The 24,114-nt window shown below is 64.9% G+C and carries 27 protein-coding genes; 4 read left to right on the forward strand and 23 right to left on the reverse strand.

What is annotated here, in order from left to right:
* Position 1: 1 nt before the first annotated feature.
* The 14 genes from CLM60_RS02470 to CLM60_RS02535 form a co-directional block, all read right to left on the reverse strand.
* A complete protein-coding gene (locus CLM60_RS02470; protein WP_095587634.1) occupies positions 2–1,129 on the reverse strand; it encodes an S-(hydroxymethyl)glutathione dehydrogenase/class III alcohol dehydrogenase in 1,128 nt (375 codons plus the stop codon).
* A 124-nt stretch (positions 1,130–1,253) separates the two neighbouring features.
* Entirely contained in the window at positions 1,254–1,913 is a 660-nt protein-coding gene (gph, locus tag CLM60_RS02475) for a phosphoglycolate phosphatase (protein ID WP_095587635.1), read from the reverse strand.
* Positions 1,910–2,464: a thioredoxin family protein gene (locus CLM60_RS02480; protein WP_095587636.1), complete on the reverse strand. Its 555-nt coding sequence runs from the start codon at positions 2,462–2,464 to the stop codon at positions 1,910–1,912. The genes gph and CLM60_RS02480 overlap by 4 nt, the downstream gene beginning before the upstream one ends.
* A 17-nt stretch (positions 2,465–2,481) precedes the next feature.
* The gene (locus tag CLM60_RS02485) at positions 2,482–3,183 is read right to left on the reverse strand and encodes an HAD-IA family hydrolase (protein ID WP_095587637.1); all 702 of its coding nucleotides are present in this window, start codon (positions 3,181–3,183) and stop codon (positions 2,482–2,484) included.
* Positions 3,180–3,875 (reverse strand): ribulose-phosphate 3-epimerase, encoded by a 696-nt coding sequence (gene rpe, locus CLM60_RS02490; RefSeq protein WP_095587638.1) that lies wholly within the window; start codon positions 3,873–3,875, stop codon positions 3,180–3,182. Before rpe ends, CLM60_RS02485 begins: the two co-directional genes overlap by 4 nt.
* Positions 3,872–4,813 (reverse strand): CbbX protein, encoded by a 942-nt coding sequence (gene cbbX / locus CLM60_RS02495; protein ID WP_095587639.1) that lies wholly within the window; start codon positions 4,811–4,813, stop codon positions 3,872–3,874. Before cbbX ends, rpe begins: the two co-directional genes overlap by 4 nt.
* A 69-nt stretch (positions 4,814–4,882) precedes the next feature.
* The gene (locus CLM60_RS02500; RefSeq protein WP_036561034.1) at positions 4,883–5,302 is read right to left on the reverse strand and encodes a ribulose bisphosphate carboxylase small subunit; all 420 of its coding nucleotides are present in this window, start codon (positions 5,300–5,302) and stop codon (positions 4,883–4,885) included.
* A gap of 26 nt (positions 5,303–5,328) precedes the next feature.
* Positions 5,329–6,792, reverse strand: a complete 1,464-nt coding sequence (locus CLM60_RS02505) for a form I ribulose bisphosphate carboxylase large subunit (RefSeq protein ID WP_095587640.1) — start codon at positions 6,790–6,792, stop codon at positions 5,329–5,331.
* Between the two features lie 23 nt (positions 6,793–6,815).
* Positions 6,816–7,895, reverse strand: coding sequence for a class II fructose-bisphosphate aldolase (gene fba / locus CLM60_RS02510; protein ID WP_095587641.1), 1,080 nt, complete (start codon positions 7,893–7,895; stop codon positions 6,816–6,818).
* A gap of 13 nt (positions 7,896–7,908) precedes the next feature.
* The gene (locus CLM60_RS02515) at positions 7,909–9,120 is read right to left on the reverse strand and encodes a phosphoglycerate kinase (protein ID WP_095587642.1); all 1,212 of its coding nucleotides are present in this window, start codon (positions 9,118–9,120) and stop codon (positions 7,909–7,911) included.
* Complete coding sequence (gene gap, locus CLM60_RS02520) at positions 9,120–10,121, reverse strand: type I glyceraldehyde-3-phosphate dehydrogenase (RefSeq protein WP_095587643.1); 1,002 nt, start codon at positions 10,119–10,121, stop codon at positions 9,120–9,122. The genes CLM60_RS02515 and gap overlap by 1 nt, the downstream gene beginning before the upstream one ends.
* Before the next feature lie 13 nt (positions 10,122–10,134).
* Complete coding sequence (gene tkt / locus CLM60_RS02525) at positions 10,135–12,138, reverse strand: transketolase (RefSeq protein WP_095587644.1); 2,004 nt, start codon at positions 12,136–12,138, stop codon at positions 10,135–10,137.
* Positions 12,139–12,152: 14 nt separating this feature from the next.
* Positions 12,153–13,025: a phosphoribulokinase gene (locus CLM60_RS02530; protein ID WP_095587645.1), complete on the reverse strand. Its 873-nt coding sequence runs from the start codon at positions 13,023–13,025 to the stop codon at positions 12,153–12,155.
* Between the two features lie 10 nt (positions 13,026–13,035).
* Positions 13,036–14,043: a class 1 fructose-bisphosphatase gene (locus CLM60_RS02535; protein WP_095587646.1), complete on the reverse strand. Its 1,008-nt coding sequence runs from the start codon at positions 14,041–14,043 to the stop codon at positions 13,036–13,038.
* A 103-nt stretch (positions 14,044–14,146) separates the two neighbouring features.
* Here CLM60_RS02535 and cbbR point away from each other — a divergent pair, with 103 nt between their 5' ends.
* Positions 14,147–15,070 (forward strand): LysR family regulator CbbR, encoded by a 924-nt coding sequence (gene cbbR / locus CLM60_RS02540; protein ID WP_095587647.1) that lies wholly within the window; start codon positions 14,147–14,149, stop codon positions 15,068–15,070.
* Between the two features lie 2 nt (positions 15,071–15,072).
* Here cbbR and CLM60_RS02545 read toward each other — a convergent pair whose 3' ends face one another.
* The 9 genes from CLM60_RS02545 to CLM60_RS02585 all read right to left on the reverse strand — a co-directional run bounded on the left by CLM60_RS02545 (position 15,073) and on the right by CLM60_RS02585 (position 21,943).
* Entirely contained in the window at positions 15,073–15,873 is an 801-nt protein-coding gene (locus tag CLM60_RS02545) for an ABC transporter permease (RefSeq protein ID WP_095587648.1), read from the reverse strand.
* Positions 15,870–16,598: an ABC transporter ATP-binding protein gene (locus CLM60_RS02550; RefSeq protein WP_095587649.1), complete on the reverse strand. Its 729-nt coding sequence runs from the start codon at positions 16,596–16,598 to the stop codon at positions 15,870–15,872. The genes CLM60_RS02545 and CLM60_RS02550 overlap by 4 nt, the downstream gene beginning before the upstream one ends.
* Before the next feature lie 75 nt (positions 16,599–16,673).
* Positions 16,674–17,264, reverse strand: coding sequence for an ABC transporter ATP-binding protein (locus CLM60_RS02555; RefSeq protein WP_095587664.1), 591 nt, complete (start codon positions 17,262–17,264; stop codon positions 16,674–16,676).
* On the reverse strand, positions 17,261–18,010 hold the full coding sequence (locus tag CLM60_RS02560) for an ABC transporter permease (RefSeq protein ID WP_095587650.1): 750 nt from the start codon (positions 18,008–18,010) through the stop codon (positions 17,261–17,263). Before CLM60_RS02560 ends, CLM60_RS02555 begins: the two co-directional genes overlap by 4 nt.
* A 7-nt stretch (positions 18,011–18,017) precedes the next feature.
* Positions 18,018–18,986: an ABC transporter substrate-binding protein gene (locus CLM60_RS02565; RefSeq protein WP_095587651.1), complete on the reverse strand. Its 969-nt coding sequence runs from the start codon at positions 18,984–18,986 to the stop codon at positions 18,018–18,020.
* A 93-nt stretch (positions 18,987–19,079) separates the two neighbouring features.
* Positions 19,080–19,337, reverse strand: a complete 258-nt coding sequence (locus CLM60_RS02570; protein WP_095587652.1) for a PepSY domain-containing protein — start codon at positions 19,335–19,337, stop codon at positions 19,080–19,082.
* 12 nt (positions 19,338–19,349) lie between these two features.
* Positions 19,350–19,793, reverse strand: a complete 444-nt coding sequence (locus tag CLM60_RS02575; protein WP_095587653.1) for a cupredoxin domain-containing protein — start codon at positions 19,791–19,793, stop codon at positions 19,350–19,352.
* A gap of 24 nt (positions 19,794–19,817) precedes the next feature.
* Positions 19,818–20,789, reverse strand: coding sequence for a YVTN family beta-propeller repeat protein (locus CLM60_RS02580; protein WP_095587654.1), 972 nt, complete (start codon positions 20,787–20,789; stop codon positions 19,818–19,820).
* Between the two features lie 8 nt (positions 20,790–20,797).
* Positions 20,798–21,943 (reverse strand): ABC transporter substrate-binding protein, encoded by a 1,146-nt coding sequence (locus CLM60_RS02585; protein ID WP_095587665.1) that lies wholly within the window; start codon positions 21,941–21,943, stop codon positions 20,798–20,800.
* A gap of 174 nt (positions 21,944–22,117) precedes the next feature.
* Between CLM60_RS02585 and CLM60_RS02590 the strand changes: the two genes are divergently transcribed.
* The 3 genes from CLM60_RS02590 to CLM60_RS02600 all read left to right on the forward strand — a co-directional run bounded on the left by CLM60_RS02590 (position 22,118) and on the right by CLM60_RS02600 (position 24,100).
* Positions 22,118–22,621, forward strand: coding sequence for a DUF3280 domain-containing protein (locus CLM60_RS02590; RefSeq protein ID WP_095587655.1), 504 nt, complete (start codon positions 22,118–22,120; stop codon positions 22,619–22,621).
* Positions 22,622–22,626: 5 nt separating this feature from the next.
* Positions 22,627–23,169 carry an SRPBCC family protein gene (locus CLM60_RS02595; protein WP_095587656.1) on the forward strand — a complete coding sequence of 181 codons (543 nt, stop codon included), beginning with the start codon at positions 22,627–22,629 and terminating at the stop codon, positions 23,167–23,169.
* Positions 23,170–23,242: 73 nt separating this feature from the next.
* Positions 23,243–24,100, forward strand: a complete 858-nt coding sequence (locus CLM60_RS02600) for a YncE family protein (protein WP_245848118.1) — start codon at positions 23,243–23,245, stop codon at positions 24,098–24,100.
* The last annotated feature ends 14 nt before the right edge of the window (positions 24,101–24,114 follow it).

Here is a 24,114-nt window from a genome sequence, read left to right on the forward strand (position 1 = left end):
ATCAATACACCACGACGCTTCGGATGGATTCGCCCGCATGCATCAGGTCGAAGCCCTTGTTGATGTCGTCGAGGCTCAGGGTGTGGGTGATCATCGGGTCGATCTCGATCTTGCCATCCATGTACCAGTCGACGATCTGCGGCACATCCGTCCGGCCCCGCGCGCCGCCAAAGGCGGTGCCTTTCCACACCCGCCCCGTCACCAGCTGGAACGGGCGCGTCGCGATCTCGGCCCCTGCGGGCGCCACGCCGATGATGATCGACTGGCCCCAGCCGCGATGGGTGCATTCCAGCGCGTCGCGCATCACCTTCACATTGCCGGTGCAGTCGAACGAATAATCCGCCCCGCCGATCTGATCGAAGGGCGTCTTGGTCAGCTCCACGATCTCTTGCACCACGTTCTCGCAATTCTTCGGGTTGATGAAATGCGTCATCCCGAAATGCTCGGCCATGGCCTTCTTGTCGTCGTTCAGATCGACGCCGATGATCATGTCCGCGCCTGCCAGCCGCAGCCCCTGCAGCACGTTCAGACCGATGCCGCCCAGCCCGAACACCACCGCCTTGGCGCCGATTTCGACCTTGGCGGTGTTGATCACCGCGCCGATGCCCGTGGTCACGCCGCAGCCGATGTAACAGATCTTGTCGAAGGGCGCGTCGGGCCGCACCTTGGCCACCGCGATCTCGGGCAGGACCGTGTGATTGGCGAAGGTCGAGCAGCCCATGTAATGCAGGATCGGGTCGCCATCGAGGGTTGAGAACCGCGAGGTCCCGTCGGGCATCAGCCCCTGCCCCTGGGTCGAGCGGATCGCTGTACACAGGTTGGTTTTCTGGCTCAGGCAGGACGGGCAGGCCCGGCATTCCGGCGTATAAAGCGGGATCACATGGTCGCCCGGCGCGACGCTGGTCACACCCGCACCAACCTCCAACACCACGCCTGCGCCCTCATGGCCCAGGATCGCCGGGAACACCCCCTCGGGGTCGGCGCCCGACAGCGTGAATTCATCCGTATGACAAATCCCCGTCGCCTTGATCTCGACCAGAACCTCGCCAGGCTGGGGACCCTGCAGGTTGATTTCCATGACTTCAAGCGGCTTGCCCGCTTCGATGGCTACTGCGGCTTTGGTACGCAATGTGTTCTCTCCTGAACGGGGCGCATGGCGCGGGCTTCGTGCAAGCGGTGACTGTTCGTGACCGACCTGCGCCGAACCCTAATGAGGATCGGTGCCCATCTTCAACCGTTCAAATCGCAATCGATCAAGACGCGGGGCTGAGCGCGCGGGCCACCAGCGCGGGCAGAGCGGCGAAATCGTCGAAGCTGGCATGGTGGGGCAGATCGGCGACCGGGGTCTTGCGATAGCCCTCGGTGAACAGCAGAAACGGCACCCCGGCGCGATGCGCGGTTTCGGCATCGACCTCGCTGTCCCCGACATACAGGTTCGGGCCATCCCCCAGCTCCTGAAACGCCTGCAACAGCGGGGCGGGGTCGGGCTTTCGTTGCGGCAGGCTGTCGCCGCCGATCACGCAAGCGAACCGGTTCAGACCCATCAGCCGCAGGATGTCGCGCGCCGGCGCCTCGGGCTTGTTGGTACAGACGCCCAGGCGATGGCCCTGTGCCGCCAGCGCGTCCAGCGCCGCAAGCACCCCCGCATAGGGGCGGGTCAGCTCGCCGCTGACGGCGTTGTAATGGTCCAGCACCCGCTGGCTCAAAGTGGGGTGATCGGCCATATCCAACGGCGTGGCCTCGATCACCAGCTTGACCAGATGCGGCAGACCGTTGCCCACGAAGGACGTGATCGTCGCCTCGTCCAGCGGCGCGATCCCCTCTTCCTCCAGCATGCGGGCGCAGGCGGCGTGGATGTCGGGCGCGCTGTGGATCAGCGTGCCGTCCAGGTCGAAAACGATCCGCGCGCTCATGCCGCTTTCCACTTGATCGAACAGCCCATCGACGGGATCTGATCCGCGGGTCCCTTGCCGGTTTCGGCCACCTGGCGCATCGCCTCGAACAGGTCGCGGCGCAAGTCGTCCGGCCCCGCCTGCTTGCGCGAGGCATCGAGCCGCCCGCGATATTGCAGCTTCAGATCGCTGTTGAAGCCGAAGAAATCCGGCGTGCAAACGGCGTCATAGGCCCGCGCGACCGACTGGCTGGCATCGTGCAGATAGGGGAAGGGAAAATCGTGCGTTTCCGCCATCTGGCGCATGTGGTCGAAATCATCCGCCGGATAGGCGACCGGATCGTTGGAACAGATCGCCGCCACGCCCACACCCAGCGCCTGAAGGTCGCGCGCATCGCGCAACATCCGGTCCAGCACCGCCAGAACATAGGGGCAATGGTTGCAGATGAACATCACCAGCGCGCCCTTTGGCCCGGCGATATCGGACAGGGTATAGCGCCGCCCGTCGGTCGCGGGCAGGTCGAACGCCGGGGCAGGCCAGCCGAAATCGCAGACAGGGGGCGTTGCAGCCATCAGGGGGTGCCTTTCTTTCAGGCCGCCTTGTCGCACAAAAGCGCGTTCAGGCGGGTGACCGTGTCGATGTCCGAGAAACACTGTAACCGGATCGCGTCTGGGGGAAAGGCCTCGTGCAAAGTGTATTGCCCCGGCGACACGACACAACGCAGCCCGGCGGCCCGGGCCGAGCGGACGCCGTTCAGCGAATCCTCCAGCGCGACGGCCCCATCCGCGGGCAGGCCCAGACGCCGCAGCGCCAGGTCATAGACATCGGGCGCGGGCTTCTTGTGCGAAACCTCGTCGCCCGCCGCGATGGCATCGAACAGCCGCTCGGGCGCGGTCTGGAACGTCGCCTCGATCAGCCGGTCGACATTGGGGCGGTTGGTGGTGGTGGCAATCGCCATCGGGATGCCCCGCGCATAGGCATCGGCGATCAGCGCGGCGATCCCGGGCCGCAGCGTCAGCGCGCCATCCGCCATCAGCCGCCCATAGGCATCGGTTTTCTGCCGGTGCAGGCGGGCGATGGGATAATGCGCCGGGTCCTGCTGCAGATCACCGGAGACAAAGGCGCGCATGCGCTCTTTGCCCCCGGTTGTCTGCAACAGCCGGGAGTAGTCGTCACGGCTCCAGTACCAGTCCAGCCCGTTGGCCCGGAAAGTGTCGTTGAACGCCCGTCGGTGCAGCTCTTCTGTTTCGGCAAGTGTGCCGTCCACGTCGAAAATAATCGCCCGGATCATGCCGCCTGCAACGCCCCCTGTGCCGCGTCGCGGATCGCGCGGATATTGGTCCCATAGGGGGCCGGGTCGCTGACCGAGCCGCCCCGGAACACCGCCGATCCCGCGACCAGCACATCGGCACCCGCCGCCACGACCTGCGGTGCGGTGTTGGGATCGACGCCGCCGTCGATTTCGATATGCACCGGCCTGTCACCGATCATCGCGCGCAGCCGGGCAATCTTGGCCGTCATGTCCAGGAATTTCTGCCCGCCAAAACCGGGGTTCACGGTCATGACGCAGATCAGGTCGGTCAGGTCCAGCAGATGCGCCACCGCATCGGCGGGCGTGCCGGGGTTCAGCGCGACACCGGCTTTCATCCCCGCACCGCGAATGGCCTGCAACGTGCGGTGGATATGCGGACCGGCCTCCAGATGCGCGGTCAGGATATCGGCGCCGGCTTCGGCATAGGCGTCGATATAGGGATCGACCGGTGCGATCATCAGGTGCACGTCCATCACGGTTTTGACGTGCGGGCGAAAGGCTTTGAGGGCGGGCGGGCCGAAGGTCAGGTTGGGCACGAAATGCCCATCCATCACATCGACATGGACCCAGTCGGCGCCCTGGGCCTCGATGGCCTGAATCTCGGCCCCGAAATTGGCGAAATCGGCGGACAGGATCGACGGGGCGATCTTGATGGTGCGGTCAAAGCTCATTCTGCGGCCTCCTTCTGGCTGGGGCGGTCCACGTCCAGACCGCCGCGAAAGACGCGGCTGGCGCGGATATCGCTTTCATTGATGGTCGACAGCGTGGGGCCGTCGAGCGGGCCCGTGGCCTCCTGAAACAGGCGATTGGCCTGCCGCAGGCGGGCGCGGTCCAGCGCGTTGCGGATCGAACGGGCATTGGCGAAATGCGGCTGTTCGCGCCGGGCCACGATATATTCGGCCATCGCCTGCCGCGCCTTCGGATCGAAGGTATAGTTCTGTTCGTCCAGCATGATTTCCGAAATCTGCAAAAGCTCGTCATCGGTGTAATCGGGAAATTCGATGTGATGGGCGATGCGCGAGCGGAAGCCGGGGTTCGATGCAAAGAACCGGTCCATCCGGTCGGCGTAACCCGCCAGGATCACCACCAGATCGTCGCGGTTGTTTTCCATCACCTGCAACAGGATCTCGATCGCCTCCTGCCCGTAATCGCGTTCGTTTTCGGGGCGATAGAGGTAATAGGCCTCGTCGATGAACAGCACGCCGCCCATCGCCTTTTTCAGCACTTCCTTGGTCTTGGGCGCGGTGTGGCCGATATATTGGCCCACCAGATCGTCGCGCGTCACGGTGACCAGATGCCCCTTGCGGACATAACCAAGCCGGTGCAGCAGATCGGCCATCTTCAGCGCAACCGTGGTCTTGCCGGTGCCGGGATTGCCGGTGAAGGACATGTGCAGCGTGGGCGTTTCCGTGGCCAGCCCCATCTGACGGCGCGCCTGATCCACCAGCAGCAAGGCGGCGGTTTCCTTGATCCGCTGCTTGACCGGGGCCAGCCCGATCATCGTGTCGTCCAGCTCCTGCAACACCTCGCGCACGCCGCTTTCCTCAAACGAAGCGGCCAGATCGACGCTGGTGGGGCGCGGGGCTTCGGTGGCGGGGTCTTCGGTCATGGCAAACCTCTTGGGTGCAGGGGAATGTCGGGTCCGGGCCGCCTGTTGCCGCCCGGACCATTGGTTTCATCAGGCGTAACGCTGGCCTTCGGGTTCGCGCACCGCATAGCTTTCGATGGTATAGCGGACGCTGCGGCCATCGACCTCTTGCCGGACGACGCGGAAGCCGGGTTCCTCGGCCGGGCGGTTCACGATGAAGCTCATCCGGATGGATTCCCAACCCGCCGTCGCATCGAAGGCCAGAACGCGGATGTATTTCCCGCCATGTTCCTTGCGGCATTCATTGACCTCGAACACCACGGCGGCGGCATCGGGGTTGTCGAACATCGGGTGGCCCCACATCTCCCAATAGCTGTTCCGGGGGTGCGGGTCGTCGGTATATTCCACCGATACCGCCCAGCCATTGTCGATGGCATACTGGGCCTGCGTGCGGATATCATCATCTGTGAGATCCGGCAGAAAGCTGAACTGTCCTTGTCTCAGACGCATGGTTTTTCTCCTTTGATCTCTGTTAATCAGGCCGAAACTTCCGGCGTCGGCGCAAAGTCCGGCGCATCGGTCGAGGCATAGTCGAAGGTGACATCCTTCCAGGTATCCAGCGCCTGTTTCAGCGGGGTACAGGTCTTGGCCGCGTCGCGCAGGATATCCTCGCCTTCGTTCCAGATGTCGCGGCCTGCGTTGCGGGCAAAGACCATGGATTCCAGCGCCACGCGGTTGGCGGTCGCACCCGCCTCGATCCCGTGCGGGTGGCCGATGGTGCCGCCGCCGAATTGCAGGACCACATCCTCGCCCAGATAGGTCAGCAGCTGGTGCATCTGCCCGGCATGGATGCCGCCCGAGGCGACCGGCATCATCTTGTTCAGCGATGCCCAATCCTGATCGAAGAAGATGCCGTTTTCCAACGCCATCGGGTTATATTCCTCGCGGAAGATGTCGTAATACCCCTTGGTCGTGGCCGGGTCGCCCTCCAGCTTGCCGACGACCGTGCCCGCGTGCAGGTGGTCGACACCCGACAGGCGCATCCACTTGGCGATGACGCGGAACGACACACCATGCGACCGCTGACGGGTATAGGTCGAATGCCCGGCGCGGTGCAGGTGCAGGATCATGTCATTGGCCCGCGCCCATTTGGCCATCGACTGGATCGCGGTATAGCCGATCACAAGGTCGATCATGATGATCACCGAACCAAGCGACTTGGCGAATTCGGCGCGCTCGTACATCTCCTCCATCGTGGCGGCGGTGACGTTCAGATAGGTGCCCTTGACCTCGCCCGTGGCGGCGCTGGCGCGGTTCACCGCCTCCATGCAGTACAGGAACCGGTCCCGCCAATGCATGAAGGGCTGGCTGTTGATGTTCTCGTCATCCTTGGTGAAATCCAGCCCGCCTTTCAGCGCCTCGTACACCACCCGGCCATAGTTGCGGCCCGACAGGCCCAGCTTGGGCTTCACCGTCGCCCCCAGCAGCGGACGGCCATAGGCGTTCAGCCGTTCGCGTTCCACCACGATACCCGTCGCGGGACCCTGGAAGGTTTTCACATAAGCCGTGGACAAGCGCATATCTTCAAGGCGCAGCGCCTTCAGCGGCTTGAAGCCAAAGACATTGCCGATGATCGACGCGGTCAGGTTGGCGATCGAGCCCGGCTCGAACAGGTCGAGGTCATAGGCGATATAGGCGAAGAATTCGCCCGGGCTGTTGGGCACCGGATCGACGCGATAGGCCTTGGCGCGGTACTTGTCGCAGGCGGTCAGACGGTCGGTCCAGACCACGGTCCAGGTCGCGGTCGAGCTTTCGCCGGCCACCGCGGCGGCGGCTTCGATCTCGTCCACGCCATCCTGCGGGGTGATCCGGAACAGCGCGATGATGTCGGTGTCCTTGGGTTCGTAATCCGGTTCCCAATAGCCCATCTGGGCGTATTTCATGACACCGGCGGAATACCGTTTCTTGGCGTCCGTTACCGTTTTGGCATCGTCTTTCATATCTCTCTCCTCTCTCAGGGGCTTCAGGCCGCCCGGGCCGACGTGACGTTGGGATCCAGCGCGCCGCTGGCATAGCGGCGGGCCATTTCATCCAGGGGGATGGGCTTGATACGGGCAGCGTTCCCGGCCGTGCCAAACCGTTCGAAACGGTCGCGGCACAGTTTTTCCAGCTCGTCCATGGCCGGGATCATGAATTTGCGGGGATCGAATTCGGCGGGCTTTTCGGTCGCGATCTTGCGGAACTGCCCGGTCATCGCCATCCGGCAATCGGTGTCGATATTGACCTTGCGCACGCCCATCTTGATGCCGCGCTCGATCTCTTCGACCGGCACGCCATAGGTCTGGGGCATCGCACCGCCATAGGCGTTGATCAGGTCCTGAAGGTATTGCGGGACCGAGCTGGACCCGTGCATCACCAGATGCGTATCGGGCAGCTTTTCGTGGATCGCGGCGATGGTGCGCATCGACAGGATCTCGCCATCGGGCTTGCGGCTGAACTTGTACGCGCCGTGGCTGGTGCCACAGGCAATCGCCAGCGCATCGCATTTGGTCTTGGTGACGAAATCGACGGATTGGTCGGGATCGGTCAGAAGCTGATCCTCGCTCAGCTTGCCAACAGCGCCCGAGCCGTCCTCTTCGCCCGCCTCGCCGGTTTCCAGGCTGCCCAGCACGCCCAGCTCGCCCTCGACGCTGGCGCCGACTGCATGGGCGGCTTCGGTCACGCGGCGGGTGATCGCGACGTTATAGTCATAGCTGGCGGGGGTTTTCATATCCTCCTCCAGCGAGCCGTCCATCATCACGCTGGTGAAGCCGTGGCGGATCGCAGACAGGCAGGTGGCATCGTTGTTGCCGTGGTCCTGATGTATGACGATGGGGATGTCGGGATACATCTCGGCCAGGGCCGCGACCATGTTGCGCAGCATGATGTCGCCCGCATAGGACCGCGCGCCGCGGCTGGCCTGCAGGATCACCGGCGCATCGCAGGACGCCGCCGCGCGCATGATCGCCAGCCCCTGTTCCATGTTGTTGATGTTGAACGCGGGCACGCCATAGCCATGTTCGGCCGCGTCATCCAGAAGTTGTCGTAAGGTTGTCAGTGCCATGATTTCGCGCTCCTCAAGCTGCTTCTTTGTCCGAGGCCGCCAAGGCGGCGATGCCGGGCAGCACCTTGCCCTCGAGCCATTCCAGGAAAGCCCCACCGGCGGTGGAGACATAGGTGAAGTCCCCCGTGACCCCGGCCGCGTTCAGCGCCGCCACCGTGTCGCCGCCCCCGGCCACCGTGGTGACAGCACCCGCATCGGTCAGGTCGGCGGCCATGCGGGCCAGCGCGACGGTCGCGGCGTCGAAGGGCGGGATTTCGAACGCACCCAGCGGGCCGTTCCACAGGATGGTTTCCGCGTGGCGCAGGGCCTGGCCGAACCGCGCGACGCTGTCGGGACCGGCATCCAGGATCATCTCGTCATCGCCGCAGCCATCCAGCCCGGTGATGCGGTGTTCGGCACCGGCGGCGAAGTCGCGGGCACAGACCAGATCGGTCGGCAACAGGATCTGGCAGCCCGCGGCCCGCGCCAGCGCGCGGATCTCGGCCACGGTGTCAACCTGATCGGGTTCACACAGGGATTTGCCGATCGGATGGCCATCGGCGAACAGGAACGTATTGGCCATGCCGCCGCCGATGATCAGCGCATCCAGCTTGCCCACCAGGTTTTTCAACACCGGGATCTTGGTCGACACCTTGGCCCCGCCCACGATGGCGACCGACGGGCGCTTCGGCGCCTCGAGCGCGGCGGTCAGGGCGCGCGTCTCTTCGATCATCAGCGGCCCGGCATAGGCGGGCAGGAGCCGCGCCAGACCTTCGGTCGAGGCATGCGCGCGATGGGCGCAGGAAAACGCATCGTTGACATAGATATCGCCCAGCTGCGCCAGACCGGCGGCGAAGTCGGGATCGTTTTGCGTCTCGCCCGGGTTCAGGCGCAGGTTTTCGCACAGCAGAACCTCGCCGTCCTTCAGTTGTTCGGACAGGATCACCGCCGACATGCCGACGCAGACATCGGAAAACCGCACCGGCGCGCCCAGCGCCTCGGCCAGGGCCGGGCGGAACTTGTCCAGGGAGAATTCGGGCGACATGACATTGGGTTCGGGCCGCCCGAAATGCGTCAGGATCACCAGCCGCGCCCCGCGGTCCAGCAGCGGCCGCATCCCGGCGGCGAACCGGTCGATCCGCGTGGTGTCGGTGATCCGCCCGTCTTCGAACGGCACGTTCAGATCCGCGCGCACCAGCACCCGCTTGCCGCGCAGATCGACGTTATCCAGTACCGGCAACCGCATCAGTTCAACCGCCCCATCGCAACGGCGGTGTCCGCCATGCGGTTCGAGAAGCCCCATTCATTGTCATACCAGCTGAGGATGCGGACCATCGTGCCGTCCATCACCTTGGTCTGGTCCATGTGGAAAATCGACGAATGCGCATCGTGGTTGAAATCGACGCTGACATTGGCGCTGTCGGTATAGCCCAGGATGCCGTTCAGCGGGCCGTCCGCAGCGGCCTTGATCGCGGCGTTGACCTCTTCGACGCTGGTGTCGCGGTTGGCCTCGAACACCAGGTCGACAACGCTGACATTCGGGGTCGGCACACGGATCGCCACGCCATCGAGCTTGCCGTTCAGCTCCGGCAGGACCAGCCCCACCGCCTTGGCCGCCCCGGTCGAGGTCGGGATCATCGACGAGGCCGCGGCGCGGGCGCGGTAAAGGTCGCTGTGCATCGTGTCCAGCGTTGGCTGGTCACCGGTATAGGAATGGATCGTGGTCATGAAGCCGCGCTTGATGCCGATCGCATCGTTCAGCGCCTTGGCCACGGGCGACAGGCAATTGGTGGTGCAGGACGCGTTCGACACGACCTGATCGGCGGGCTCCAGCGTCTTGTGGTTCACGCCGTAAACAATGGTCTTGTCCGCGCCGCTGGCGGGCGCCGAGACCAGAACCCGGCCCGCGCCGTTTTCCAGATGCATCGCCGCCTTGTCGCGCGCGGTAAAGATGCCGGTGCATTCCAGCGCGATATCGACCCCCTGCCACGGCAGCTCGCGCGGGTCACGCAAAGCGGTCACCTTGATCGGCCCCTGACCCAGGTCGATGCTGTCGCCGCTGACCGTAACCTCGCCCGGGAAGCGGCCATGTACGCTGTCATAGCGCAGCAGATGGGCGTTGGTTTCGACCGGCCCCAGATCGTTGATCGCCACGACCTGAATATCGTTGCGGCCGGTTTCGGCAATCGCGCGCAGAACATTGCGGCCGATGCGGCCAAACCCGTTGATGGCAACCGTAACTGTCATCCCTTAAGGCTCCTTATCCGTTGGTTCGTTCCAGAAGGCCCGCGGCGGTGTCCGCCACCGATTGGGCCGTGATTCCAAAGTGTTGATAAAGTTCGGGTGCCGGGGCCGACGCCCCGAAGCCGGTCATCCCGACAAAGGCGTCGCTGCGGTCCAGGAACATCTCCCACCCCTGACGCACGGCGGCCTCGACCCCCACGCGCGGGGCGGTGCCGCGCACGGCCATGCGGTATTCTGGGGGCTGCGCGGCGAAGAGTTCGAAACAGGGGGCTGAGATCACGGCGGCCTGAACGCCCCGTGCGGCCAGCAGATCGGCGGCCTCCAACGCCAGGTGCAGCTCGGACCCGGTGGCGATCAGCGTAACATCCCGCGTGCCAGCAGGCTCGCGCATCACATAAGCCCCGCGCGCCACAAGGTTGTCGGCGACATCGCGCGTCCGCACTGTGGGCAGGTTCTGCCGCGACAGGATCAGCGCGGTGGGTGTGCGGTCGGCGGTGGCGGCGATCTGCCAGGCCTCTGCCACCTCGACCGCATCAGCGGGGCGGATCACGTTCAGGTTGGGCATGGCGCGCAACGAGGCGACATGTTCCACCGGTTGGTGCGTCGGGCCATCCTCGCCCAGACCGATGCTGTCATGGGTCAGGACATAGGCGACCGGCACCCCCATCAGCGCCGACAGCCGGACCGCGCCGCGCATGTAATCGACAAAGGCCAGAAAGGTCCCGCCATAGGGGCGCAGCCCGCCATGCAGGGCGATGCCGTTCATCGCCGCCGCCATGCCGTGCTCGCGGATGCCGTAATGGACATAGCGCCCGCTGTAATCGCCGGGGCTCACCGCGTGCATATCGGCGGTGCGGGTGTTGTTCGACCCGGTCAGGTCGGCCGAGCCGCCCACGGTGTTGTCCAGCACCGCGTTCACCACACCCAGCGCCATCTCGCTGGACTTGCGGGTGGCAACCTTGGGCATGTCCTGTGACAACTGTGTCTTACAGGCCGCCATCGCGGTGCCCAGCACAGCCGCGTCGGGGGCGGCGTGGCTGGCGGTGAAAGCGTCGGCTTTGGGCGACGCGGCCAGCCGGTCGGTCCACGCCGCACGGGCCGTGGCGCCGCGCCGGGCCACCGCGTGCCAGGCGTCATAGACATCCTCGGGGATTTCGAAGGCCGGATGCGACCAACCAAGGAAGTCGCGGGCCGCCGCAATTTCGTCGTCGCCCAGCGGCGCGCCATGCACGCCATGCCCGCCCTGCTTGTTGGGCGCACCGAAGCCGATCACCGTGCGACAGGCGATCAGGCTGGGGCGGGGATCGTTGCGGGCCTCGGCAATCGCTTCGGCGATTTCCTCGGCATGGTGACCGTTCACCGACAGCACATGCCAGCCGCTGGCGGCAAACCGCGCCACCTGATCGGTCGAGGTCGACAGATCGGTATCGCCGTCGATGGTGATGCGGTTGTCGTCCCAGAGCACGATCATCCGGCCCAGCTTCAGGTGGCCGGCCATGTCGATCGCCTCGTGGCTGATCCCCTCCATCAGGCAGCCGTCGCCCGCCATCACATAGGTGAAGTGACCCACCAGATCGTCGCCGAAACGCGCGTTCATCATCCGCTCGGCCAGCGCCATGCCCACGGCGGTCGCGATCCCCTGCCCCAGCGGGCCGGTTGTGGTCTCGATCCCGTCGGCATGGCCGTATTCGGGGTGTCCCGCCGTGCGGCTGCCCATCTGGCGAAAGGCGCGGATCTGGTCCATCCCCATATCGCCATAGCCCAGCAGGTGATTGATCGCATAGATCAGCATCGAGCCATGCCCCGCCGACAGCACGAACCGGTCGCGGTCGGGCCATTTGGGATCGGTGGGGTCCAGCGTGATGAACCGGTTGAACAGCACCGCCGCCACGTCGGCCATGCCCATCGGCATGCCGGGATGACCGGAATTCGCCGCCTGCACCGCATCCATGGTCAGGGCGCGGATCGCATTGGCCATCAAGGTTTCGGTCGGCGTGGATATCTGGGTGATCTGGTTCATCGCGGGTCCCTCCCTCAGATGCGCCGGGATTCATCCACCAGACGGCAGACCATCGGCGTGAAGATCAGTTGCATCGCCAGATCCAGCTTGCCGCCGGGGATGACGATGGAATTGGCGCGGCTCATCCAGCTGTTCTGGATCATCGAGGTCAGGTACTGAAAATCGATGCCGCGCGGGTTCTTGAAGCGGATGACGACCAGGCTTTCATCCGCCGTCGGGATCCAGCGCGCGATGAACGGGTCCGAGGTATCGACCACCGGCACGCGCTGGAAATTGACGTCCGTTTCGACGAATTGCGGGCAGATGCAATGCACATAGGCATGCATGCGGCGCAGGATGACATCGGTCACGGCCTCGGTCGTGTATCCGCGGCTTGCCTTGTCGCGATGGATCTTCTGAATCCATTCCAGGTTGATGACCGGCACCACCCCGATCTTCAGATCCGCATGCTGGGCCAGGTTCACCTGGTCGTTCACCACAGCCCCGTGCAGCCCCTCGTAAAACAACAGGTCCGAGCCATCCTCGAACGGCTCCCACTTGGTAAAGGTGCCCGGCGCCGCGCCCCAGCGTTCGGCCTCGTCATCGTCATGGACGTAATGGCGGGTCTCGCCACCGCCGGTCTGGCCATAGATGCGGAACACGTCCTCCAGCTTTGCCAGCTCGTTCGCGTCATAGGAAAAATGGCTGAAGGTCTCGTCGCCCGCGGCCTTGCGGCTGTCCAGCTCGGCCTTCATCGCGGCCCGGTCATAGCGGTGAAAGGCATCGCCCTCGATCGAGACCGCCTTGATCCCCTCGCGGCGAAAGATCTGGTCGAAGGTCGATTTGACCGTTGTCGTACCCGCACCGGAAGAACCGGTCACGGAAATGACGGGGTGTTTCTTGCTCATTTACAGGTCCTCAGACGCGGAACAGGCTGCGTTCGGCGAAAAGCGCCGACGTCTCGGTCGGGGGCAGATCGTGATAAACGGTGATGCGGTCGACCGGTTCGGCCGAGCCGAAGATCAGCGGGCAGCGCGCATGCAGCGCGGTGACGCCCAGATCCAGAATACGGGTCTGGCCATCGGTCGCCTTGCCGCCGGCCTGTTCGACCAGAAAGGCGATCGGCGCGCATTCATACAGCATCCGCAGCCGCCCCTGGCGATAGTTTGGACGCGCATCCGACGGGTACAGGAACACGCCGCCGCGCACCATGATCCGGTGGGTTTCGGCGACCAGCGAGGCGATCCAGCGCATGTTGTAATTCTGCGCGTGACGGCCCGCGTCACCGGCCAGACAATCATCGACATAGGCCCGGACCGGCGCCGACCAGTGGCGATAGTTCGATGCGTTGATCGCATATTCGCTGGAACGCGGCGGGATCTGCATGTCGGCGGGGCTTTGGGTGAACTGCCCGGTGATCGGGTCCAGCAGAAAGGACAGGATCCCATCACCGAAAGTCAGCACCAGAACCGTCTGCGGCCCATAGATGATGTATCCGGCCCCGATCTGTTCCGATGCCGGGCGCAGGAAGCTGCCCTCGGGCGTGTCGGCGGCGGGATAGATCCCGAAGATCGTCCCGATCGACACGTTCACATTGATGTTCGACGAGCCGTCCAACGGGTCGATGGCCAGCGCCAGCGTGCCGTCGGCGTCGATCTCGACCACGCCCTCGCGCTCTTCGGATGCGTAATGGCGCACCCCCGTCCCGCGCAGCGCGGCGGCAAAGGCCTCGTCCGCGATCACGTCCAGCGCCTTTTGCCCGTCGCCATCGCTGTTGGTGCCGACCTCGTCCCCCAGCGAGCCGCCCAGCGGCCCCCGGGCGATCAGGTGCGCCAGATCGCGGCCCACATGGCAGATCGCATCGATGACGGGTTTGCATCCAGCCGGTATCTGATCCGGTGAAAGCGGTAATTCTGCAGCTTTCATGCCGTCCTCCCACAACATTTTTCGCTGTTCGTTGCCGCTAGGGTTTCATTCGCGGTCGTTTTATGAAATTTAAAAATTGGAAAAGTATATTTAGGAAAATTAAATGTCAGAGCAGGAACACCTGACCCTACGCCAGCTGCGTTCGCTGATTGCTGCGGCGCAGGAAGGGTCGATCACCGGGGCGGCGGACCTGCTGCACCTGACCCCGCCGGCCATCCATACACAGCTGAAAACGCTTGAGGAATCGATGGACACGCCATTGTTGAACCGAACCCGTGGCCAGGCGCTGTCGCTCACCGAAGCCGGGCAACTGCTGTACGATGCTGCGGTGCGGATAGAGGGCGAGCTGGCGCGCACCCTGCGCGACATTGCCGCAGTTCGGGACGGCCGCGAGGGGCGGGTGCATCTGGGTGTGGTGTCGACGGGCAAATATTTCGCCCCGGGAATCGTCGCCCGCCTGCGCAAGATCTGTCCGGGAATCGATGTGCGCCTGTCAGTGGGCAACCGCCAGACGATCATCGCCGCGCTGGATCGGCACAGCCTGCACCTGGCGATCATGGGGCGTCCGCCGCGCGCGCCGCTGGTCACGGCCGAACCGCTGGGCGCGCATCCGCATGTGATCATCGCCGCCCCCGACCACCCGCTGGCAGGGCTGGCCAAGATACCCGACGACGCGCTTTTGCGCGAAACCTTCATCACCCGCGAGGAAGGCTCCGGCACGCGCATCCTGGGTATCCGATACCTGGACCGGATCGGCAACGGCCAGACCTATGCCAAGATCGAGATGGACAGCAACGAGACGATCAAACAGGCGGTGATCGCCGGGCTGGGCATCGCGATGATTTCCGAACATACGGTGACCGAGGAATTGCGCAGCGGGCGGCTGGTGCGGCTGAACGCCAGCGGCCTGCCGATCATGCGGCAATGGTACCTGCTGCATCTGCAGGACAGCCCGCTGACCCCCGCCGCGCGACGCGTGCGGGACGAGATCTCGGCGATGGAGGCGTCTTTCCTGCCCCGGCTCTGACCCTAGCCGCCGCGTGCCGGGCGCCGCTTGATCCCGCGCGCCGGGTCATAGCCCACCAGCGCCAGGCCGAAGAACATCGCAAAGCCCAGCACCACCCAAAGCAGCGCCCAAGGCTCCAGCCGTTGGTAAAGCGCAAAGCGGATCAGCTCGACCGCGTGGGTGAACGGGTTCACCGCACAGATGTCGCGCAACAGGGCCGAGCTTTCGGCCATCTTCCACAGCGGGTACAGCGCCGAGGACAGGAAGAACATCGGGAAGATGACGAAATTCATCACGCCCGCGAAATTCTCCAACTGCCGCACGGTGGACGAGATCAGCAGCCCAAGCGCCCCCAGCATCAGCCCGCTGACGATCAACGCGGGCAGCACCAGCACATAGCCCACCCATGGCACCGTGATCCCGAACCCCGCCGCAATCGCCAGAAAGACATAGACCTGCAGGATCGACACCGCGACGCCGGCCATCAGCTTGGACAGCAGCAGCCACCAACGCGGCAGGGGCGAGGTCAGAAGCAGACGCATCGACCCCATCTCCTGATCATAGACCAGCGACAGCGACGACTGCATCCCGTTGAACAGCTGGATCATCCCGCAGAGCCCCGGCAGGATATAGACCTCGTACGTTATATACGTCTGATAGGGTGGGATGATCGACAGGCCCAGCGCCGCGCGGAACCCCGCCGCGAACACCACCAGCCACACCAGCGGCCGCACCAGCGCCGCCAGGAACCGCCCGCGTTGGTGGACGAAACGCAGAACCTCGCGCTGGATGATCGCATGGGCGGCGGTGATCCAGGGGCTCATGCCGGGGTTCCTTCGGGTTCGGCAGTCATCGCCATGAAGGCATCGACCAGCTCGGCCCCGCCCGCGATGGTTTCGGCGCGGTCATGGGCCAGCACCTGTCCGCGATGCAGCACAACCACATCGTCGGCGGGGCGGATCTCGTCGACCAGATGGGTGGCCCACAGCACCGTCAGGCCGGTTTCGGTCAGCGTATGCACGTGATCGGTGATCGCGTGGCGGCTGGCGGTGTCCAGCCCCACGGTCGGCTCGTCCAGCAACAGCACCTTGGGGTCGTGCAGCAGGGCGCGCGCGATCTCCATCCGGCGGCGATGGCCGCCATTCAGCGCGCGCACCTTCTCGCTCGCGCGTTCGCGCATGTTCAGCCGGTCCAGCGCGGCATCGATCCGGGCGCGCGCATCGCGGCCCGACAACCCGTGCAGCGCTGCGAAATAGCTCATGTTGCGCTGCACGCTCATGTCCAGATCCAGCGTCGGCTGTTGAAACACCACGCCGATCTGCGACAGCGCCGCGCGTGGCTGGCGCGAGATGTCGTGCCCCGCCACGGTGATCTGCCCCTGCCCGGTCACGAAAAGCCGCGTCAGCAGCGCAAACAGCGTCGATTTCCCCGCCCCGTTCGGCCCAAGCAATGCTGTGAACCGCCCCGGGGTCAGGGTGAAACTGACATCCCGCAACGCCTGCTTCGCGCCATAGCTGTAGCTGACATCCTGAACACTCAGCGCGGTCATCCGTCCCCCCATGGCGCATCTGCCCCCGGGGCGCGCGCCGCGCCGGGGTTCTGAAACTGTGCAATGGGGCGGGGTTCAGCGCAAGGTGGCAGGGGACCCCTCCAACATCAGGATGCGGCTGGCCAGACGTTCTGCCTCGGCCTGTGCGTGGGTGACAAACAGCGTCGCCGGGCGGTGTTCGGCGATCAGGTTTTCGGTCAGGGACAGCATGGTCTCGGCGGTCGCGGGGTCGAGCGAGACAAAGGGCTCGTCCATGATCAACAGGTCCGGCTGCCCGGCAAAGGCGCGCGCCAGCGCCAGCCGCCGTTGCTGTCCCAGCGACAACTGGCCCGGGAACAGATCGGCCTTGTCGCCGATGCCCACCTTGTCCAGCATCGCCTGCGCATCGGCATCGGGCAGGCCGGGATGGGTCAGCGTGATATTGCGCAGCGCCGAACGCCAAGGCAGCAGGGTGGGTTCCTGAAACACGATGGCCATGGTGCCGGGGCTGTCGACCCGCCCGTCGAAGCGTTTGTCGATGCCCGCAATGATGCGCAGAAGCGTGGATTTGCCCACGCCCGACGGCCCCAGGATCGCAACGGTTTCCCCCGCCGCGACCTGAAAGGCGATGCGCCCCAGAACCTGGGTCGTGCCATAGGATTTGCCGGTGATGTCGACCTTGATCATGCGCTGCGCCACCGGCGGCTGCGCCGCTCCCACGGTTGCAGGATCAGCCATTCGACGGCCAGCATCACCGCGATGAAGCTGAACGCATAGACCAGCACCATCCCCACATCGAACAGCTGGAAATACAGATGGATCTGAAACCCGATGCCGTTCGACCGGCCCAGGAATTCGACCACCAGCACGATCTTCCAGATGACCGCCACGCCCGAGCGTGCGGCAGCCGCCAGAAAGGGCGCCAGTTGCGGCAGCACCACGTGGCGGAACCGCGCCAGCGGCGGCATGCGATAGACTTGTGCCATCGCGTCCAGATCGGGCGACAGGGCGCGCGCGCCCTCGCGGATCACGGTCGTCACATTGGGCACCTTGTTCAGGGTCACGGCCACGATCGCGGCGGTTTCGGTCAGGCCGATCCACAGGTAACACAGCACGATCAGCACCAGCGCGGGCAGGTTCAGGAAAATCACCAGCCACGGGTCCAGCCAGCGGTTCAGCCCCTCGGACCGGCCCATGGCCAGACCCAGCGCCAGGCCCAGCGTCATCGCCAGACCAAAGGCCCAGATGACGCGCAGCAGCGTGTGGCCAAGGTGAAACAGCAACTCGCCCGATTGCAGCTCGGCCCAAAAGGGGCCGACCAGCGCGAAGGGCTGCGGCAGGATCTGCGGATCGGCGGTCAGGGTCGCGGCAATGATCCACAGGATCAGCAGGCCCGTGACCGAGGATGCCGCAACGCCGATCCGTCCGGGCATGGGCCGATCACTCCGTCGCGGCGAACAGGCCCGCAGGCAGGGTCGTGGCCTTGCCGACCAGCTTTTCACCGCCCAGTTCGGCCATCAGCTCCAGCAGTTTCGCGGCGTCGGCCTCGTTCACCGGACCTTCGGCGGGGATGCCCGCGCGAAAGCCATCGCGCAGCGCGTCGAACTGGGCGTCGCTCTGGGCGTTCATGATCGGGCGGATTGCCTCCCACGCGGAATCGTCGTTCAGCAGCAACGCCTTGGCATCGCGGCTCGCCCCATAAAGCGCCTGCGCGATACCGGGGTTTTCGGCGACAAAGCTTTCCTTCAGCACATAGCCCAGAAGCGGCGTGTCGGGGTTCAGCCCCAGCGCCTGCGATGCATCGGCAACCGAGATCAGCTCGCGCATACCGGCGGCTTGCATCTTGGCCAGGAAGTGCCAGAAATTGATCGCGCCGCCCAGCTCGCCCGACAGGCCCGATTTGAAGATCAGCGGCGGCGCGCCGAAGACCTGTTCGGTCGATCCGGCCAGATCCATATCCAGTTCCTGCCGGGCATAGGCCTGAAGGATCAGCCAGCTTTTGTCCAACGGCCCACCGGCGATGCCGATCTTGGCGCCCGCCAGATCGGCCAGCGTCTGCGCGGGGCTGTCGCCCGGCACGACCAGCCCGCCCACGGCACGGGAATAGGGGATGAACACGTAATCCTTGCCCGCCGCGCGCTGTCGGGCCGCCCAGATCCAGTCGGCCACGGCGAAGTCGGCCTCGCCCCCCTCCAGCGCGACACGGGTCGCACCGTTATCGGCGTGCGGCTGCACGACCAGCTCGAACCCATGCGCTTTGTCGAACCCGTTTTCGGTGATCGTCTGCAATTCCCAATTGACCGTACCGATCTTCAGCACCGCACCGCGCAGCTGCGGCAGATCCTGCGCCCGCGCCGGTCCCAGCGCCAGAAGCACCACCGCACAGACCAAAGTCAGGATACGTGTCATTATTCCCCCCAAGATGCTTTGCGCATTTTCCTTGCCGACACAGTAACGGGATCGACGCCGGAACGTCGACCCCGCCTTTGGTCGGACGCGGGTTTATTCCGCGCGGCGGCCGACCTCGTTCATGTCGGCGTCCAGCTCGATATCGAATTGGTTGCCACCCTCGCAGATCACATCGTCCAGATCGTAGCCGCCGGTATCGGTCATCTCGATATCGTCGGGATCCATCTGGCAGTTCATCGCCGCCAGCTTTTCGGTGATCATGGCGACGGTTTCTTCCGAGATTTCCTGTGCCAGCGCCATCGGCGCGGCCAGGGCGATCAGGGTGCCAAGGGCAATTGGTTTCAGGGTCATTTCAAGTCCTTTCTATTGAATGGAAAAGGTGACGCGTTGGGTTTCGCCGGTGCTGCCGGGAATGCTGAGCGTGAAGCTTCCCGGCTTGATCGCAACGAAAGACAGCTCTGCTGTACCGGCGGCATCGAATTCCAGGCTGTCGATGGCCATCGGGCGCACCTCGATCTGGTTGATGACGATCTCGTTCATCCAGATCGCGCGGAAAAAGCCCGCCCCCGACAGCGCCAGTTCGGCAGAGCCATCGGCGGTGATGAGCAGCTTGTAATAGGCGCCCGATTGCAGCGCGACCGAGCCGGTTTCATGCAACGGCTGGCCGGAGGCCAGGGTCAGTTCAATCGGCTCGCCCCGGTTGCAGCTGGCCAGCAGCCCGGCAAAGCCCAGATCGTCGCACAAGGGCGCGGCGGCAACGGGGCCGGTCAGCGCCGCAAGGGCCGTGGCAAGGATCAGGTGTTTCATGGCGGTTCTCTCCCCCCTCTTGGGTCAGTCGGGTGCCACGACCACGCCCCAGGGCTGTTGGCCGACCTGCACGGATTTGATCGCTTTCTGCGCGGCAACGTCGATGATCGTGATGTCGTTGGAATTGCCATTGGTGGTGATCAGGAATTCTTCCCCGGGGGTAAAGCCCAGCTGCCAGACGCGCTGGCCCACGGGGATGTATTCGACAACCGCGTTGGTTTCGGCGTCGATCACCGCCACCCGGTTGGCCGGGCCAAGTGCGACGAACAGCCATTTGCCATCGGACGTGATCCGCGCGCCGACCGGTTGCAGCCATTCGGGCAGAACGCCTGGAACCTCGAACCCGATCTTGTCCACCAGCGTCGGCGCGCCGCCATCGGCGATGTCCATCACGCTGATCGTGCCGCCGATTTCGGATGTCACGAACAGCTTGGTGCCATCGGCGCTGTATTGGGCGAAACGCGGGCGCTGATCGACCAGCACGTTATGCTTGATCTTGAAATCGCTGGTGTCGATGAAATGCGCCATGTTGGTGGTTTCCGAGGTGTTGACCACCCAGGCGCCATCGGGGCTGACGCCCATGCCTTCGGGTTCGACGCCCACCGGGATTTCAGCCAGCACGGTGTGGCTCTGGGTGTCAACCACGGTGACCAGGTTGTCATCCTCGTTCGCGATATAAAGCGGGTTGCCCGACGGGTGCAGCACGAACAGTTCCGGGTCGGGACCCGAGGGCAGCGTGTGCATCTCGCGATAGGTTTCGGGGTCGAAGACCCGCACCAGATCGTCGTCCGAGGCACAGACATAAAGCTCGCGCCCATCGGGACTGATCGTGATGCCACGCGGGCGGTTGCCGGCGGGAAATTCGGTCAGAACTTCCCACGTGTCGCTGTCCAGAACGGTGACGGAATTGCCGCGTTCATTGCTGACAAAAACCTTGTTCGCGGCGGCGGGACCGGCGGCGAAAGCGATCAGGGCGGGGACGAGATAGCGCAGCATGGGACCTCTCATTCAAAGGCGGTACAGCGGGATTCGGGCCGATCCAGGCCCAGCGTATCCAGGGGCGAGACCTGATGCAGGAACCCGTCCTGAGGCGAGACCGATACCGTGATCCGACCGTCGAACAGCAGCACCGGCGCGCGCAGCTGGCCGTTCCAGGGCCGCACGGTGACCGGCACGCCCTTGAACGCGGCCAGTTCGAAATCGTCCGACAGGATATAGCTGCGCAGCGCCGCGATATCGGCACCATTGGTGCGCGTCACGGCCTCGCCCAGCACACGAAGCGCCAGCCAGGTGTCATAGTCGGGCTCCATCAGATAGCGGCCTGTCAGCGCCTCGAACCGGCGCTGGAACTGGGTCGCGCCCCAGGCCTCGTGCGCGGCGTGGAAACTGACCGGGCGCAGCCCCGCCGCGCCCATCACTGGGCGCGGGTCCCACAGATGATAGGGCAGATAGGGCGCGAACACGTCCGACGCATCGGCGGCGATCACCACATCGTGGCGCGGCGCGCCTTGCATGAAAACCGGCAGTTGCTTTTGCACCAGAACATGCCCGGTATCGGTCCGGCGCGAGCCGCCGGTATCTTCGAATTCCCGCGTTTCGGCGATCTTGGCGCCGAACTTGGCCGCCGCGTTCTGATACGCCGCCCCCAGCGCCCGGTCGCCGGGGTTCGACCCCTGCACCAGCAGCCAGCGCGGCCATTTCTTCCAGATCGTGAACTGCGCCACCGCATCGGCCAGCATCGCATGGCTGGGCGTGACGTGAATGGTGTTGGCGCGGCATTCGGCGTCGCGCAACCGCGTCTGCCGCGCGCCCGCATTGAAGACCAGCCCAGCCGCGCCGATCCGGTCCGCGAGGGTCAGGAAATCATCGTCCCGCGCCAGCAGCACGAACAGGTCGACCCCATCGGCCAGAAGCGCATCGACCGCGCCTGCCGCGTCTTCGGGCGACACCGCGACGGTCTCGGTCACATAGCTGTGGCCCAAGAAGCTGCCGGTGGTCATGTTATCCTCGGTCGCCAATGCTGCGCCGGCGAAGCCCAGATCGTCGGGCACCCGTTCGAACCGCGATATCGGCGCCAGCGCGGGATAGTCCACCCGCAGAACAGCGGCACGAATATCGGCGGCGCATGCAGCGCCCAGACCGGCAAGCATGCCGGCGACCATGGCGGCGACCCTCAGGATCACGATTTCCTCCCTGCCACGTGTTTATCACGGATAATCATGTGCGTGGCGTCTTTTCTGACATAGTTTGTCAGGAACTGGGGCGGGCCAACCGATACTTTTGGATTAATTGCCTGCAATCCCGGCGGCTTTAAGCTTTTGGGCATGTTCCGTGTGATCCTCATGCTTCTGGCCACGGGCCCACTGTCGCCCGCTTCGGCGCAGGCGGAATTCGGCCCCGGTGCGCGGGTGGCATTCCTGGGGATCACCTTCATCGACACCTCGACCGAGGGCGCCTATTTCGGCGCCAAGCCCGCCGAACAGGCCCGCATCGCGCTGTTGCAGGACAAGGTGCGCGACCGCTTTGCGCAAGAGGGGCTGATGCTGGTCGATCTGGCCCCGGTGGCCGACCGGCTGGCCAGCACCGTGAACCCGGCCAAATGCTATGGCTGCGATATCCGCATGGGCCGCACGCTGGGCGCCGATTTCGTGCTGGTGGGCGAGGTTCAGAAGGTTTCGAACCTGATCCTGTCGATGAACCTGGTGCTGCGCGACACCGAAACCGAACGCATGGTGCGTGGCCTGTCGGTGGATATCCGGTCCAATACCGACGATTCGTGGCTGCGCGGCATCCGCTACATCCTGAACAACAACATCTTCAAGGAGTGAATGGCATGAGGCGCATTCTGACGATACTGACCCTGCTGGCCGGGCTGATCCTGCCCGGTCTGGCGCTGGCCCACGGGCCGACCCGGCAAAAGGTCACCCTGACGACCGAGGTCGCAGCCGCCCCCGCCGATGTCTGGGCGGTGATCGGCAATTTTCAGGACATGAGCTGGCATCCGGCCGTTCATTCCACCACCGGCGAAGGCGGAAACGAACTGGAAGCCACCCGTCTGCTGACACTGGGCGCCGAGGGCGGGCCGACCATCGCCGAGGAGCTCTACAAGTTCAGCGACGAGAAGAGGAGCTATTCCTACCGGATCACCGATGTGCTGGTCGAGGTTCTGCCGGTGACCAACTATTCCTCGCATCTGACGGTGAAACCCACCGATGCGGGCGGGTCGCTGATCGAATGGCGCGGGGCGTTCTATCGGGGTTATCCCAACAACGACCCGCCCGAGAATTTGAATGACGAGGCCGCCGTTGCCGCCGTGACAGGCGTGTATCAGGCCGGGCTCGACGCGCTGACGGCGCGGTTCGGTGCGGCGAACTAGAGGGGGCATCGTAGTCGCCGCGCTTAGCGCCACCCTCGCCGCGACCTTGGCCGCGGCGGGGGATCTGGCGCTTGTGACCAATCAAAACAGCAGTGATCTGAGCGTGCTGGACATCGACGCGCGACAGGAGCTGCGCCGCATCCCGGTGCCGGGCAATCCCGCCGGGGTCGCGGTCGCTGCCGATGGCAGCACCTATACCGTATCGCCGGACACCAAAACCGTGCGCCGGATCGACCCCGAAACCGGCGCGACGCTGGCCGAAACCGTGTTGGATGGCGGGCCGATCGGCATCGCGCTGGATGCGGATCACGGGCGGGTTTTCGTGTCCGACTGGTACAATGCCCGCATCTGGGCGCTGGACGCGGGCACGCTCGCACCGCTGGCCGAGCTGGAAACCGGCAGCGCGCCCGCCGGGCTGGCGGTGGCGGGCGGGGTCCTGGCCTCGGCCGACCGGGACGCGGATCAGGTATCGCTTTTCACACTGAGCGATCTGCGCCGCGCCGCGCGGGTGACCGTGGGCACGCGGCCCTTCGGGCTGGGCTTTGCCCCCGACGGGCGGCTGTTTGTCGGCAATGTCGGGTCGAACGATGTGTCGGTGATCGACCCCGCGACCGCGCGCGTCACCGCGACCCTGCCTGTGGGCGACCGGCCCTATGGCGTGGGGTTCGCCGCGGGCCGGGTGTTCGTCACCAACCAATATGCCGACACGGTCAGCGTCTTTGACCTGGCCACGCTGGCGCCGCTGGCCACGATCCCGGTCGGCGAATACCCCGAAGGCATCGACAGCATCCGCGACACGGGGCCGGTTGTTGTGGCAAACTGGTTTTCGAACACGGTCAGCCTGATCGACCCCGCGACATTGCAGGTCGTGGGCGAGATCGCCACAGGCGACGGGCCGCGCGCCTTTGGCCGGTTCATCCTGCAACGCTAGGCAGGGCATGGGAG

The sequence above is a fragment of the Actibacterium ureilyticum genome (genome assembly GCF_002285435.1).
Taxonomy (GTDB): domain Bacteria; phylum Pseudomonadota; class Alphaproteobacteria; order Rhodobacterales; family Rhodobacteraceae; genus Actibacterium_C; species Actibacterium_C ureilyticum.